Source organism: Paenibacillus sp. FSL E2-0201 (assembly GCF_037963325.1).
In the GTDB taxonomy this organism is placed as follows: Bacteria; Bacillota; Bacilli; order Paenibacillales; family Paenibacillaceae; genus Paenibacillus_AQ.
This window is the reverse complement of record NZ_CP150154.1, coordinates 1832021-1846434: the sequence shown is the minus strand read 5'-3', so window position 1 is coordinate 1846434 and position 14414 is coordinate 1832021. Positions and strand designations below refer to the sequence as shown.

The following is a 14414-nucleotide window of genomic DNA, read 5'->3' as shown; positions in this document are numbered from 1 at the left end:
GAGAATCGCTGCCCTGTGCTGTATTTCTACGTTTTTAATATAAAAGAGCTACGTTTCCGCCAGCAGGCGTAGGTAGCGTATCCTTATCAACAACTCTAAATCAGCTTGTGTGCAAACCACTTTTTGCCTTTGAAGCGCCACAGAAAAATGCCCCCGCGAACGGCCCACTCGCAGTTCATTGCCACCCAGACACCCATGACACCGTAGCCTAGTACGATCCCAAGGATGTATCCAAAAATCACCCGAAACAGCCACATCGTCAGCATCGAGGTAATTGAGGTGAAGCGGGAATCTCCCGCTGCCCGCAGCGCAGACGGCAAAATAAAGCTGACGGCCCACAACGGAACTTGGGCAATGGAATTCACCAGCAGCACCACAAACAGATCGTCAATGATCTCGGGAGGTGGGGAAAAGATCGATACCAGCGGGTGGAATAGCGGCATCAGAATCAAGGCGATCAACGCCAAAGAGCCGGACCCGATCCAGAGAAAGGACTTGATGAACTTTCTGGCTTCAGAGACATTCCCCCGCCCGATACATTGGCCGACCACCGTTACTATAGTTAGCGACAGCGCGCTGGCTGGAATTTGAAACACCAGAGCCAGCGAGCCGGCAATGGCATTGGTCGCAATGGCATAAGTGCCTAGGCTGACAATAAACACCTGAGTGAGCAGCTTACCCCCGTTGAAGAACATCTGCTCCGCCGCGAACGGCACGCCGATGAACATGATTCTCCTCAGCATGGTCAGAGGGATTCGGAATAGGTCACGAAAACGCACCCGCAGGGCCGTATCCACCTTGAACAGATACACCAGGGCACAAACCATACCTGCATACCGCGCGATATTAATCGCAAGCGTCATCCCCAGCACACCCATGTGCAACAGGTTAATGAAGACCACGTTCAGGATAACATACAGCAGGTTCATGATGAGCGACAGCATCAAAGAAGCTCGTGTCTTGCCCACTCCTCGCAGAGCTCCGCAAACCGCCTGAACCACCGCGATACCCAGATACGAGATGCTGCTGCCGATCATGTAGATGCGGGCATTGTCCAGCACTTCGGGTGAGGCGGTTCCGAACAACAGGTTCAATATTGGAGTATGTAATCCCATTAGCAACAGACCAATTCCCAAAGCGATCAGCGACACCGAGGCGACCGAAGCCGCCGTAGCCTGGGACACCATCCGGTCGTTTCCGCTCCCTTTATACTGCGCGACTACCACTGTTCCCCCGGTTGCAACCGCCACGAACACATTGATCAGAAAAATATTCAGCGAATCCACCATATTCACTGCACTGACCGCCGCCATCCCGGACGAGCTGATCATTGCGGTATTTACCAGATTCAGTCCAATAATGAAGGCCTGGTCTATCAGAATTGGAATAAATAAAGCTATAATTTGCCGATAATCCATCCCCTCCCCAGAAAGATATTTCTCTAGTAATCTTTTCTTCTGAAGACTAGCCCGAAGCTGCTGCATAACATATCACATTCTTTTCTGTAAAATGGAAAAAACTCTTCATCCGAAGAGCTCTTCAACAAATTATACCCATTATACCGTGGGCACTTTACATTCAGTTTACTATAGATACACTTTTAAGTCTTTAATCAGGAGTCAAAAAACAACAACTGCCCTTCACATATTTGGAGAACATAAACTTCATCAGAATTATGCAGCTTCAGACCATCAGACCATAGAATCATTCGTTCATCAAAAGTATTGGCAAAAGTCTTTAAGCGGATTGCGTTATGCTTGATGATTATGATCGATCTTCAGCACATTGTATTTGGTTTTTCGCATACATTTGGCTCGATTACGTTACCGTCGGCACATTGTATTTGGTTTTTCGCATACATTTGGCTCGTTTACATTACCGTCGGCACATTGTATTCGGTTTTTCGCATACATTTGGCTCGTTTACGTTACCATCAGCACAATGTATTCGGTTTTTCGCATACATTCGGCTCGCTTACGTTACCATCAGCACAATGTATTCAGTTTTTCGCATACATTTGACTCGTTTACGTTACCATCGGCACATTGTATTCGGTTTTTCGCATACATTTGGCCCTTTAACGTTACCGTTGGCGCATTGTATTCTGTTTTTCGCATACATTTGGCTCGTTTACGTTGCCATCAGCACATTGTATTCTGTTTTTCGCATACATTCGGCTCGTTTACGTTACCGTCAGCACATTGTATTTGGTTTTTCGCATACATTCGGCTCGTTTACGTTACTGGCGGCACATTGTATTCGGTTTTTCGCATACATTGGGCTCGTTTACATTACCTCGGCACATTGTATTCGCTTTTTCGCATACATTCGGCTCGATTACGTTACCATCAGCACATTATATTTGGTTTTCCGCATACATTTGTCCGTAAGCTCGACTAAAACATGCATTTCGAAGGATATAAGGTCCGCTCGGCCCGTTATACATCCCAAAGAGGCGTGAGCTTAATTAAAAACAGTGCTCTCCATGGCCACCAGTTGAATATAGGCCCATCTCATAAATTCGTTTTACATTTCTCCGCAATCTCGCAATTTTATAATTTCTATTCCATAAAAAAACCCGCGCTAGGCGCGGATTCTTAAAGAAGCTATTAGACTTTTATTATTTCACACTCTCCGCAATCGCCTTATAAGCCGCTAAATCTGTATACACTTCCACTTTAAGCGGATTCCGTTTATGTTTAATAATTTTATAGAAGTGATAGACAAATACTGCAATGTTAGCAGCCAAGGATAATGCGCTCACTACCCAAAGTGCGGTTTCGCTATGTGAGGATTGAACAGCGAACTTCGACTCACCAACAAACGCCGGGAAAGACATCGTAAACATCATCCAAATCGCCAAGGTTTGAGCGCGATGCTGCAGCCATGCTCCTTTTTTGAAGAAGAAAGCTGGAATGGTACAAGAGATCAACAATGCTGCGCCTGCATAGAAGGCATGGTCAGAAACTGCGTTATATACATAAGCAAAGTTCCAAATATCATAGGCGATAATCCAGAACCAAAGCTGGTCAGGCCACAACATATCCTTACTCTTGTCTTTACTGATAACAATACCCATCCAACCCGAAATCGTAATAATGTTCAGAATACCTGCGATCCCGTTCATTATGTTCCAAGGACCACCTACCATCATTACGCCATCCACCATACCCTGCAAACTGTACACTTGGAAATCACGGATAACAGCTTCAAGGATGTTAACTGCAAGGATAATCGCCGGGAACATTAAGATATATTTATTTTTGTCCCAACCTTTAACATAGCGGATCGCCATGAACCCTAAACATCCTGCCAAAGCAGAATATACCTTAACCCAGTGAAACCAAGTTCCAGTACTAGAACCCTCACCCGCCGTATTCGGCCAAACCGCTATGGTAAGCACAATAGGTACAGCTATAAATAGAATGATTGAGAACCACTTGCTCTTTCGAGCTATCTCGTTGAAAATCATTAATCCTGCAAGTACTACTAACCACATAAGAGCAGAGTACCAGGGAATCGATTCGAATAAAAACATAATGAATTCCTCCTTCATATTTTGTATATAAGCTATGTCTTGAGTCCAATATATCCCATCCTCCTTCGAACGATCAAACCACTCAAAACGTTGATTTATCAAGGTTTTCATAGTCTCATTTCGAGTTAAGTTTACACATCAATAGTACTGGAATTTATCAGAGGACCTATCCTAAGCAGGGAATTCAATTGGAAACTATGTCTGTAGAACTACACACTGTAAACCTAACTTGAAAGTAAAATATCCCCGCAAAGCGGAGTTTTGCTTTGATGCTTACTCCAGATACTTTGCGTGGTGCCCCAAATTGATTCTTTCTGTAATGTAAAAAAAACCTTGTCGACAAATTTCTTTGTGGACAAGGCTACTGCTAACACAATTCAAAAAAATCGTTCAACCAGGTATTTCGAATATACAATACAGTTCTCCAGTGTAGGAAAGTTCATGATCTCTCCAGCATAATAGATTTCATCTCTTCCCTGCATCTGATCAAGCCGTTCATAAAACCCTTCCCGGATCGCATTAGAATCCACATGGGGGAACTGCTTCCAGCGCTTCATCATATACAGACGGATATTCTCGCCGCCAAGCTCGCGAAGTTTATTTTCTACCTTTTCCCGCATTTCTAGATCTGTCATTTCATCATTCTCCGCTACATAAACCGTAACTAAATCTGTTGTTCCCATATCTGCCCACCTGTAATACCATGCCATCATATGTCCTTTACGTTCAGGGTTCATATTGCGGGGGATATATCCAGATAGCTCCGGTAGCCCCTTCACTCTGTAAGCATATACCCGAAATCGTTCATAGATAATGCGCTCAAATAATACTCTGTCTTCCGAAGATAAGTGAACCCTATCGCTCAGATGCTCTAAGGAAGATGTATAAATCACCTTATCGAAATAAAAGATATCCTGGCTTGTTTCCACCCGAACTTGACCGTTCACCTCTTGCTCCATATGTAGCACTTCACAAGTCAGACGCAGATCTTCTACTTGGTCGGCCATTCTTCTAATGAGTTCTGTGACTCCCTTAGGCCAGGTTATCATGTGAGTGATTTCAATAAAGGATAATAAATTATCATAAGTAAGGAATTTCAACACATAAGCCGCCGGCACATCTTGAATACTTCCAAAACCAAAAGTATTGAAATAATGCATATACACCTGCCCAATAACAGTTAGATCGTTCTCTGCACACCACTCTGAGAATGGCTGGCATAAATCTGAGGGTAAGTTCAGAAAACCAGGTTCTTGCAGTGACTTATAACGCTTCAAAATATCGGGCAACCTTTTGAATTCTTGAGTAAATGCCTGAATTTGGTCCATAGGAATCTGAGAAGTCTTCCGCCCGTTATTATCAAAAAATCCCCGTTCCAATAGCGGCCCTTTATCCATAAGATCAAACTCTTTCATAAGTTCTATCGTATGTTTATAAGTTGGCAAGCCGATTAGCGTCCCCATTTCATAAGTTTTCCCTTTGTATTCAATGGAGTGACATTTTCCGCCTACTCGGTCTGACTTCTCAAGGAGAGTAATATGGGTGTATCCTTTTTTCGCTAATTGGTAAGCAGCAGTAATCCCGGAAATCCCTGCACCGATGATCCCTATCCTGTCTTCATGCTTCATCTTAGTCATCATCCGTTATCTCCTTGTAAATAACCATAATGGCAAGGTCTCACGCTGGCCTGTATACTCAAGTGCGACATCTGATGGTATTTTACCTTGATTAGGTCCGTCTGTGATCACCCTGCTGAAGTTATAGATCCTCAAGTATTCATGTAAGCGCTTTTCTAAAATCTCAAAGGAATCTATCGAAGCATCCAACCAAGCCTGCTGGTAAAATTCTTTCGTTAACACCGCTACGAATTGCTGTAATGGCTGAAATACTTCTGTCTGATCTGCAGTTATGGCTACTTGATTTATGTTGTTCTTATGTAAAAAATCGCTGTATTTATGTTTCCCTCTATCCCAGTTTGTAGTAAATTCACGACTTTTGTTCGTTACCAAATTGTCAATTTGGAATTCTAAGGTCTTCATCAATGGGATGACCTTCAGATCCATAAAATCGATAAAATGAATGGCAGACTTCCTATTATAAAGCTTAACTAAGCCTAATCTGGAATAGGCATCGTAGACCACATATTGATACACCTTTCCTACCCTTGGGAATACGCCCATATAGCTAATACTTTGTTGGCACATATACCCGGGGTGAGCATTTTCAGGATTTTTCATCTTATAGTCGAGAGATTTCGGTTTCTCTTTACATCCTTTGGTGTTAACTGCTTGTGCACCTTCCCTCTTCTTTGCTTTGACTTCTTTGGCATAAGCCTCACGTTCTATCCTCGTACTAAGTCCATTACGACGCAGCACATTGTAAATACCTGACTCCCCTATGTTCACACCCTCATCCTGCAGTTCATAAAAGATTCGCTTGGGTCCATCTTCAGGAAATTTGGCAACGTATTTTAAGATCAGTCTCTCTGTTCGCTTATCCACTTTATTAGGCATTACCGGTTTTCGTTCCTTCTCAGCCAGTCCATCCATGCCCTGTTGTTGGTAAGCTTTACACCACTGATAATAGATCGTCCGAGATATGCCAAACGCCTTACAGGTTTCGCTAACATTGTTGCTGATCGTCCCTTGCATGAGGATATGATATTTGTTGTTCGCATTCATCTATTACACCCCCTACTCTCTTTATTTTATACATAGTTGAGGTTTAATACAGTGCTATTCTATATTTCTTTAAGTTCATTTCATGACTTATGTAAGAAGATCTATATTAAAAAAGAGAGACAGCTCAAGGCTTCTCCCCATTCCGAACAAAATGTGTGATATATTCCCCTCCAGAAATCTCCAAACAGTTCAGACGTTGACCATATGCGCATCCACCGTCCACACCGATCTTATCGCCCTGCGGGCTAAACCAGATTTCTTCCGAATCATGTAGATCCATCGTCGAGGTATGTCCAAAAATAACCGTTTTATTAGTGCTAACTACCGGATTCGTATAAAATGGTTCTCTGATCCAGATAAAATCATACGGATCTTGCTGCTTCCAATCCTCTATTAAGGGGTTAATGCCTGCATGCACAAATATATGCTCTTCGGTCTCGTGATATAGAGGCAATGAACTTAGAAAATCCAAATGATGTTTGTATTTCTGTCTAAGTTCTTCTTTCAGTAACATATAATCGTCCCAGCCAAAATCCGCTTTAAAAAAGCTCGAATCTGCCTCACAGTAGCTCATCAATGTATACAAACCGCCGTTGCTAAGCCAATGCGTATCCAGTTTATCATCTTCGCCGGTGAGCGCATCATAGGCCATTTTATCATGATTGCCTTTTAGAACAATAGCGCCACACTCCCGCTTCAGAGCCATGACCTGATCCACAATCCCTTTACTATTGAGACCTCTATCCACATAATCCCCCATCAGGATGAGCTTGTCCTCGGATGGACGATAGTTTACCTTTTTTAACAATGCGTTGAATTCGGAATAGCTTCCGTGAATGTCACTAATCGCTAATATTCTGATTGTAATTCCTCCTTACTCTGGATGCTGCAAGCTAAAACGCCTTCGGCGTCCTTTAAAGGACGGTGAGCGTTTATGCGAGAATTATAAGGATAAAGTATATCGTGAAACTTATACTTTCTTATAATTAAAAAAAGACGTTCCGGCTAAAGGCTCCGAAATATCTTTTGGTTATGTTCACTATACAGAATCCAAAACGAGCGGATCTTCATCGGATGAATTAAAAAGCTGACGGCTTCTGACTTCATGTACCGCTTCTTGAAAACGATCACACAGAAAAATCAACTGGTCGATCTCTTTCTTGCCTACCTTTTCCATAACTTCGCTTAGAATACCGGAATAAGTAGCCATCTGCGAATCATAAATCTGTTCTCCTTCATTCGTTAGAGCAATATATACAACTCGCCGATCAGTATCGGACGTTGTTCGCACCACGTACCCTTTTTCCTCCAAGCTGTTTACCATTTGCGTCGCAGTAGGTCTGCTGATTTGGAGCAGGTCGCTTAATCTGGAAATCATTACTCCCCGTTGCTCTTCACCGTCTGAAGGTTTCTTTCGTTTCATCAAATTGTTAATGACATACATCATCACAAATTCTCTATACGAAACACTTTCCTTAAAAGAGGGACGAGCGGTCAAACGTTTAATGTTCTCAAAGGCTATGATTAGCTTTTGCTCTTGACTATTTTGAGTATCCATAGGGCACCTCCAATTTAACTCAATCTAATTAGATTACCTACCTATTTCCAAAAAATCAAGTCTAAATCACATTCTCATTAGATTAAAATTAAATAATTAAACAGTTGTGCTAAATGATGAATTTGTGTATTATACATAAATGATAGTTTGGCTACCTAATTATTAAGACATGAATTCCCCAAACTACAATATATAGAAGTTAAAGGAGAGGAACTGCTCTGGAGCACCTTACGCAAAAGAAAAAAGTTACAATTATGATTGCATTAATGGCGGCCATGTTTTTCGCAGCAATCAACCAGACCATTGTGGGTACTGCAATGCCCCGAATTATCGCGATGTTGGGAGGCATTGAACATTATACTTGGGTAATCACCATCTATATGCTCACCTCAACAATCGCCACCGTACTTGTCGGTAAGTTATCCGATATCTATGGAAGAAAGCCATTCCTCTTAGCGGGGATCGTTATATTTATTATAGGCGCTTTCATGTCCGGATTGTCGACAAATATTTTCCAAATGATCACTTATCGCGGGATTCAAGGTCTTGGCGGCGGGATTCTAATGTCGGCTACCGTAACCGCTGTAGGTGATTTGTTCGCTCCTAGAGAGAGAGCCAAGTGGACCGGAATTATGATGGCCATATTTGGATTCTCCAGCGTAATTGGTCCTACCCTTGGCGGCTTCATGGTGGATCACATGGCTTGGAAATGGATCTTCTGGATCTTCCTGCCTTTCGGTATCGTGGCTTTCTTTATGATTTGGAGAATGTTCCCTAAAACTGCACGCTCCACCTCAGAATCCATTGACTACTTAGGCTCTATATTCCTTTCCCTTACCATTGTTGCACTCTTGCTCGGCTTTTCATGGGCGGGGACAAAATATGACTGGGGTTCTCCAGAAATTCTCGGCCTGTTCGGAGCGTCAATTCTGGGAGTTATCATTTTGATTCTGATTGAACGAAAAGCTAAAAGCCCAGTGCTGCCATTATCCTTATTTAAAAACTCCATTGTAACCATCTCTATGATTGTAGGCTTCCTAATGAATGCTGGTATGATGGGCGCAATGATCTATCTACCGTTCTTTGTCCAAGGTGTAGAAGGTGTCTCCCCAACCAACTCCGGATTTATTAATATGCCGATGTCACTTGCAATGATTGTACTTAGTACACTTGTAGGAAGATGGATCTCCAAATCAGGTAAATACAAGCGTTATGCTCTGATGGGAATGCCGTTTATGGTTGCGGCTATGATCATAATGGCCTTCATGAGCAATATCGCTATGGCCGTAGTCAGCATGATTATTTTCGGTATTGGTTTAGGGCTGTCGATGCCTGTGTTTACCTTAACCGTACAAAATGCTGTAGCTCCTTCCATGCTTGGTGTTGCTACTGCTACAAATACTTTATTCCGTAATTTAGGCGGAACCATTGGTATTGCTATCATGGGTACTATTATGAACTCCACATTAACGAAAAAATTAGAGGCAGCAGTGTCCTCTGGCAAGGGTCCGGATTTAACCAAACTTGATCCTGAATCCGCTAAACAGCTATCCGCATTTATGAACCCGCAAATGCTGCTGGATCAACCTAAGCTGAAGGAACTGCACGCAACACTGCCAGAGCAAATCCAGCCGCTCTTTAATCAATTGATTGAGATGCTGCGGAACGCACTAAGTGATTCCCTGACGGTTGTATTCTTAAGCGGCACTGCACTGTTAGTAATTGCAGCACTGCTTGTCCTGTTCCTTAAAGAGATTCCGTTACGAAGTGGCGAGAAAAAAGTTGAGGTAACTGCAGAGGGAAAAAGCGAAAGCAAAAACCTTGAAAAGTCTGTACCTGCTGCACATTAATCACAAATAAATATACATTAGAGATGTCCGTTAACAGCTTAGGCTGCGCGACATCTCTTTTTTATGTGAAGGATTAGGATTCAGCGGGTTGATTATCATTCAATTCTTCAAAATAATCGTAGACCTCGTTTAACAGCCCCATTAACGAATCTGTCTTTTCTTTGCCCATATAATCAATCATACCTTTAAAGGTGTTTCGGGATTTCGTTACGGCCATTTCGGCCAAATGCTCTCCTTTTTCCGTAAGCGTGATCTCACTGATTCGGCGATCCTGTGTATCGGCAGTACGCACTACATATCCTTGTGCAATCAGGCTATTGACCATCTGTGTAACCGTAGGAGAAGTAACCTTTAGAAATTTGCTAATATCCGAAACCGTCTGGCCCCTCTTTCCTTCCCGTTCATTCCCCAGCTTTAAAGAGACCAACATCCGAACTTCACTTGGCTTCAATCCCCAGACCGTAGTTTTACGCCAATTCATCCTGGCAAATTGCTGGAAAGCTTCCATTAGTCCATCAACATTCTGATATTTATCTTCGTTCATCAGTACACCCCATAAGATCCATTTAATATTTAGTATAGCCTAATCGGGTATAAAAAAGAATTGATAGATATCAGGTATCCATTTTCAAATCATTACTAACGGGATGTATAATACAATAGAGACAGGCTATTTATTCCTATTCGAAAGAAGGTACCTATTATGTCCTTTTCTTATTCTACATATGATGCCCTAGGACTCGCAGCGCTTATCAAAGCACGTGAAGTGTCCCCTAGGGAGCTGGTTGAAGCAGCCTTCGATCGACTCGATGAAGTCAATCCAGTCCTTAATGCAGTCGTACGCACCCGTAGAGAAGCTGCTCTTAAGGAAGCTGACGAAATGCCTGTACACGATGACTCTCGCCCGTTTGCTGGCGTTCCTTTTCTGCTGAAGGACATCTCTCAAGCCATCGCTGGAGAACCTCTTACTTCAGGTGCCTTATTGATGAAAGACAATATTGCTAGACGCGACTCGAACTACGTAGCACGAATCAGAAACGGCGGTTTTATTCCGCTTGGACATACGAATACACCGGAATTCGGCCTCAAAAACATCACCGAGAACGTCCTTCACGGACCGGCACGTAATCCGTGGAATCTCGAATATTCCCCTGGTGGTTCTAGCGGCGGTGCAGCAGCGGCGGTAGCCTCTGGTATTGTTCCGGTAGCTGGAGCTAGTGATGGCGGCGGCTCGATCCGTATCCCTGCCTCGTTCACAGGCTTGTTCGGGCTGAAGCCAACCCGTGGACGCACTCCAGTAGGACCAGGTGTAGGCCGTCAATGGCAAGGTGCTTCTATCGACTTCGCGTTGACACGGTCCGTACGTGATAGCGCTGCTATGCTGGATCTGCTGCAGGTCGTGCAGCCAGAGGCTGCTTTTCAAACACCGCTATATCCGGGCGTCTATCTGGACGATCTTTTCAAACCAACACAGCGAAAACTGCGCATAGCGTTCACAACAGCATCCCCAGTGGGCACTCCTGTAACGAATGAAGCAGTAATTGCTGTGCTCAAGACTGTAAAATGGCTCGAAGCTGAGGGGTATGAAGTTGAAGAAAAGCTGAGTCCGGTAAATGGTGTAAGGCTAATGGAGAATTACTATACGATGAATACTGGGGAAGTGGCAGCGATGTTCGTATCGCTGGAAAAAATGATGGGACGTTCCATTACTTCCAGTGAAGTTGATATCGTTACTTGGGTCCTTGGGGAAGCCGGAAGAAAAGTCTCTGCGGCAGAATTTGTGCATAGTCTGGATGAATGGGATATTGCAGCCGCTCAAATGGCAGGTCTGCTTAACCGCTACGATCTGTATATCACACCAACAAATGCGGATTCAGCTCCTAAGATTGGCGAGTTAACGCATAGTTCTGCTGAAATCGAAAAACTGCTGCATGTACATGAGTTGCCGAAAGAGGAACAAGAGCGAATGATTTACGCTATGTTTAAACCAAGCCTAACCTATACACCGTTCACCCAGCTTGCCAATTTGACGGGCCAACCCGCCATGAGCGTTCCCGTCCATATGTCGCAAGCGGGTCTGCCGATGGGGGTACAGGTAATGGCTGCTAAAGGGCGGGAAGATTTACTGCTTCAGCTTGCAGCCCATCTTGAACAATCCGAGCTGTGGGTAGGGATGACAGGGAATCCGCTTTTCCCATGATGAATTAGAGTAAACAGGTTGCAAACCTTACGCTACTCCTGCTCCCGCCCGCAAATGCCATAGAAGAAGAGATGGATGGCTTCCTCCAGGAAGCCGTCTATATCTTCTTGTTTGCTGGCTTCATCTAGCATTTCTCCCGAGCTTCGCATATACATTCCTATAAATGAAAGTATCCCTTTGGTGGATACTTTATTTGAAATTTCTCCTCGTGCTTTGCCATCCTCCACCATCTTGACCATCAATGGTAAAACGTCATTCGTGTAACGTTCTTCAATATAATGAAACATTTCCTGGTCCTCAATCATAAGCTCCTTCACAGTCGTAGGAGACAATGAACTGTAGGTTTCTCTCTCCATCGTCATAATGTATTCAATAATCTCTTTTAGAGAATGCTCTCCATGAATGTAATCTTCAAATTCACGAATGGCCTTCTCTATAAAATCTTTAAAGGTCTCACCAAGCAGTGCTTCCTTGCTGCCAAAATAATTATAAATCGTCACCTGTGAGACGCCTGCTTCTTTCGCAATGTCTGCGATCCGGAGACGTTTGGGCTCACAGCTCTTGAGCATCTCCATAGTAGTCTTCATAATTTTGAGTTTTATTTGAGCGGCTCTTTTCTCAAATCCATTCATGCTATCCACCCTTAACTTCATTATATAGTGCGCTTATTTAAATTTAATGAAATATTGATTATCAATTATTTCATAATTCCATTGACTTCACTATTCACTAGGAATAATATAACATATGAAATATCTAATTAATAATAGTTCATTATTTTGCAGTGGAGGTGGTAGCATGCTTGTAGTTGAAGGCTTAACTAAGCGATTTTCGAATGGCAAGGGAATCGAAGATGTTACGTTTACCGTAAATAAAGGCGAGGTGTTTGGGTTTTTGGGGCCAAATGGCGCGGGTAAATCTACAACCATAAGACATATCATGGGATTCATGATGCCTGATCAAGGTTATGCGAGTATTCATGGACTTGATGTATGGAAAGCACAGGGCACGGTCCAGAAGCATATCGGCTATCTACCTGGTGAAATCAACTTTTTTGACGGGATGACGGGTATTTCCTTCCTTAAGTTCATGTCTGGCATGCAAGGGATGAAGAACACTACCAAACGTGACTGCCTGATTGAACGACTGCAATTTGATGCCGCAACTCCGATCCGCAAAATGTCAAAGGGAATGAAGCAAAAAGTCGGTATTGTCGCAGCTTTCATGCACAATCCTGAAGTTATTATTCTGGATGAACCTACCTCGGGACTCGACCCGCTTATGCAAAAGGTATTTATAGATCTCGTATTAGAGGAAAAAGCAGCCGGAACCACCTTTCTAATGTCCTCCCACAGCTTTCAAGAAATTGAGCGTACCTGTGACCGCGCTGCAATCATTAAAGACGGACGTATCATCACTGTGAAAAATATCCATGAACTGCAATCGATGCAGCGGAAGCTGTTTGAGGTTGTGTTCGCGAATCGCGAAGATGCAGAACAATTTGCCGCCTCCGGCCTGCAAGTGGAAGCTCGTGAAGGGAACATGGTCCGCATTGCCGTTCAGGGCAATTACGATCGATTCATTCAGGAGACCGGAAAATACAATATCCGCAGTATAGATGTATTTACGCAGAATCTAGAGGACATTTTCATGGACTATTATGACCGTGAGGGGGCCGTGCAATGAATCTTCCGCTCTATAAAGAAATGATGAGAGTGAACCTGAAAGGAATTATGAATTACGCCTTCGGTTCTGCCTTCTATATTCTGTTTATGATCTGGCTATATCCGGGGATCGCCGGAAGCACACAAGCTATTGATGACCTCATAAAAGCTATGCCGGAAGGTGTGGGAAAAGCTTTTGGATTAAACAGCGGATTTACCAGTGCTGAAGCTTTTATCTCTGGAGAATATTACGGACTTATTCTGGTACTGATTCTATCTATTGTATGTGTACAAATGTCGACGCAGCTCATGGCCCGGCTTGTGGATCGCGGTTCTATGGCTTATCTGCTTATAGCCCCAACAACACGGAGAAAAGTAGCGACCACACAGGCGCTTGTACTCACGACAGCTTTGCTCCTGATTATGGGTGTAACCACACTCGCCGGATTATTAGGTAAAGCATGGTTTCTCGGCAGTGAATATGAATTTAACAGCGGCCGATTTGCTCAGCTGAACAGCGTGGCTTTTTTATTATTTTTTGCCGTGGGGGGCCTTGCATTTCTTGTCTCCTCAATTTGTAATGATGAGAAAAAAGCACTTGGAATTTCCGGCGCCATCACCTTCGGATTCTTCACTCTAGACTTGCTGGGTAAAATAAGTGATAAGCTGGAAGGGTTACGTTACCTGACCCTTTTCTCCTTCTATCAGCCTGGCAAAATCGTTCAAGGCAACGTGGAGGTCATTCAGGTTTCCAGTTGGTTACTATTGATCGGTGTGCTCGCTTTTGCCTTAGGGATCGAGCAATTCAGACGACGCGATCTTCCATTATAAGAAAAGGGGACGCTCCAATAGCATATTGCTACTGAAGCGTCCCTTTATTAATAGAAGAATATTATAAGCTCCTCACACTAAAGAAGCATTAT

Annotated in this window: 12 protein-coding genes; 4 read left to right on the top strand and 8 right to left on the bottom strand. The window is 43.4% G+C overall.

Features of this window, described 5'->3' with window-relative positions; genetic code table 11:
- Nucleotides 1-95: 95 nt before the first annotated feature.
- The 6 genes from NSU15_RS08160 to NSU15_RS08135 form a co-directional block, all read right to left on the bottom strand.
- Complete coding sequence (locus NSU15_RS08160; RefSeq protein WP_339289852.1) at nt 96-1484, bottom strand: MATE family efflux transporter; 1389 nt, start codon at nt 1482-1484, stop codon at nt 96-98.
- A gap of 1136 nt (nt 1485-2620) precedes the next feature.
- Complete coding sequence (locus NSU15_RS08155; protein WP_042125466.1) at nt 2621-3538, bottom strand: DUF5692 family protein; 918 nt, start codon at nt 3536-3538, stop codon at nt 2621-2623.
- A gap of 377 nt (nt 3539-3915) precedes the next feature.
- Nucleotides 3916-5178: an FAD-dependent oxidoreductase gene (locus NSU15_RS08150; RefSeq protein WP_339289851.1), complete on the bottom strand. Its 1263-nt coding sequence runs from the start codon at nt 5176-5178 to the stop codon at nt 3916-3918.
- Between the two features lie 3 nt (nt 5179-5181).
- Complete coding sequence (locus NSU15_RS08145; RefSeq protein WP_339289850.1) at nt 5182-6219, bottom strand: helix-turn-helix domain-containing protein; 1038 nt, start codon at nt 6217-6219, stop codon at nt 5182-5184.
- A 124-nt stretch (nt 6220-6343) separates the two neighbouring features.
- On the bottom strand, nt 6344-7075 hold the full coding sequence (locus NSU15_RS08140; RefSeq protein WP_339291283.1) for a metallophosphoesterase family protein: 732 nt from the start codon (nt 7073-7075) through the stop codon (nt 6344-6346).
- Between the two features lie 183 nt (nt 7076-7258).
- Nucleotides 7259-7777, bottom strand: coding sequence for a MarR family transcriptional regulator (locus NSU15_RS08135; RefSeq protein ID WP_042125459.1), 519 nt, complete (start codon nt 7775-7777; stop codon nt 7259-7261).
- Nucleotides 7778-7995: 218 nt separating this feature from the next.
- On the opposite strand from NSU15_RS08135, the gene NSU15_RS08130 reads away from it, so the two are divergent.
- Entirely contained in the window at nt 7996-9627 is a 1632-nt protein-coding gene (locus NSU15_RS08130) for an MDR family MFS transporter (RefSeq protein ID WP_339291281.1), read from the top strand.
- A gap of 73 nt (nt 9628-9700) precedes the next feature.
- Here the strand turns inward: NSU15_RS08130 and NSU15_RS08125 are convergent, their stop codons facing one another.
- Nucleotides 9701-10171, bottom strand: coding sequence for a MarR family transcriptional regulator (locus NSU15_RS08125; protein WP_339289849.1), 471 nt, complete (start codon nt 10169-10171; stop codon nt 9701-9703).
- A gap of 159 nt (nt 10172-10330) precedes the next feature.
- On the opposite strand from NSU15_RS08125, the gene NSU15_RS08120 reads away from it, so the two are divergent.
- Nucleotides 10331-11827, top strand: a complete 1497-nt coding sequence (locus tag NSU15_RS08120) for an amidase (protein WP_339289848.1) — start codon at nt 10331-10333, stop codon at nt 11825-11827.
- Nucleotides 11828-11859: 32 nt separating this feature from the next.
- Here NSU15_RS08120 and NSU15_RS08115 read toward each other — a convergent pair whose 3' ends face one another.
- Nucleotides 11860-12414, bottom strand: coding sequence for a TetR/AcrR family transcriptional regulator (locus tag NSU15_RS08115; RefSeq protein WP_339289847.1), 555 nt, complete (start codon nt 12412-12414; stop codon nt 11860-11862).
- A gap of 211 nt (nt 12415-12625) precedes the next feature.
- On the opposite strand from NSU15_RS08115, the gene NSU15_RS08110 reads away from it, so the two are divergent.
- Entirely contained in the window at nt 12626-13513 is an 888-nt protein-coding gene (locus tag NSU15_RS08110; protein WP_339289846.1) for an ABC transporter ATP-binding protein, read from the top strand.
- Nucleotides 13510-14322, top strand: a complete 813-nt coding sequence (locus NSU15_RS08105) for an ABC transporter permease subunit (protein WP_042125446.1) — start codon at nt 13510-13512, stop codon at nt 14320-14322. Before NSU15_RS08110 ends, NSU15_RS08105 begins: the two co-directional genes overlap by 4 nt.
- Nucleotides 14323-14414: the final 92 nt, after the last annotated feature.

What these genes read in the sequence shown, in the direction of transcription:
- NSU15_RS08105 (WP_042125446.1), top strand. Translation starts at nt 13,510, where the DNA reads ATGAATCTTCCGCTCTATAAAGAAATGATGAGAGTGAACCTGAAAGGA.
- NSU15_RS08160 (WP_339289852.1), bottom strand. Translation starts at nt 1,484, where the DNA reads ATGCAGCAGCTTCGGGCTAGTCTTCAGAAGAAAAGATTACTAGAGAAA.
- NSU15_RS08110 (WP_339289846.1), top strand. Translation starts at nt 12,626, where the DNA reads ATGCTTGTAGTTGAAGGCTTAACTAAGCGATTTTCGAATGGCAAGGGA.
- NSU15_RS08115 (WP_339289847.1), bottom strand. Translation starts at nt 12,414, where the DNA reads ATGAAGACTACTATGGAGATGCTCAAGAGCTGTGAGCCCAAACGTCTC.
- NSU15_RS08120 (WP_339289848.1), top strand. Translation starts at nt 10,331, where the DNA reads ATGTCCTTTTCTTATTCTACATATGATGCCCTAGGACTCGCAGCGCTT.
- NSU15_RS08150 (WP_339289851.1), bottom strand. Translation starts at nt 5,178, where the DNA reads ATGATGACTAAGATGAAGCATGAAGACAGGATAGGGATCATCGGTGCA.
- NSU15_RS08155 (WP_042125466.1), bottom strand. Translation starts at nt 3,538, where the DNA reads ATGTTTTTATTCGAATCGATTCCCTGGTACTCTGCTCTTATGTGGTTA.
- NSU15_RS08125 (WP_339289849.1), bottom strand. Translation starts at nt 10,171, where the DNA reads ATGAACGAAGATAAATATCAGAATGTTGATGGACTAATGGAAGCTTTC.
- NSU15_RS08145 (WP_339289850.1), bottom strand. Translation starts at nt 6,219, where the DNA reads ATGAATGCGAACAACAAATATCATATCCTCATGCAAGGGACGATCAGC.
- NSU15_RS08135 (WP_042125459.1), bottom strand. Translation starts at nt 7,777, where the DNA reads ATGGATACTCAAAATAGTCAAGAGCAAAAGCTAATCATAGCCTTTGAG.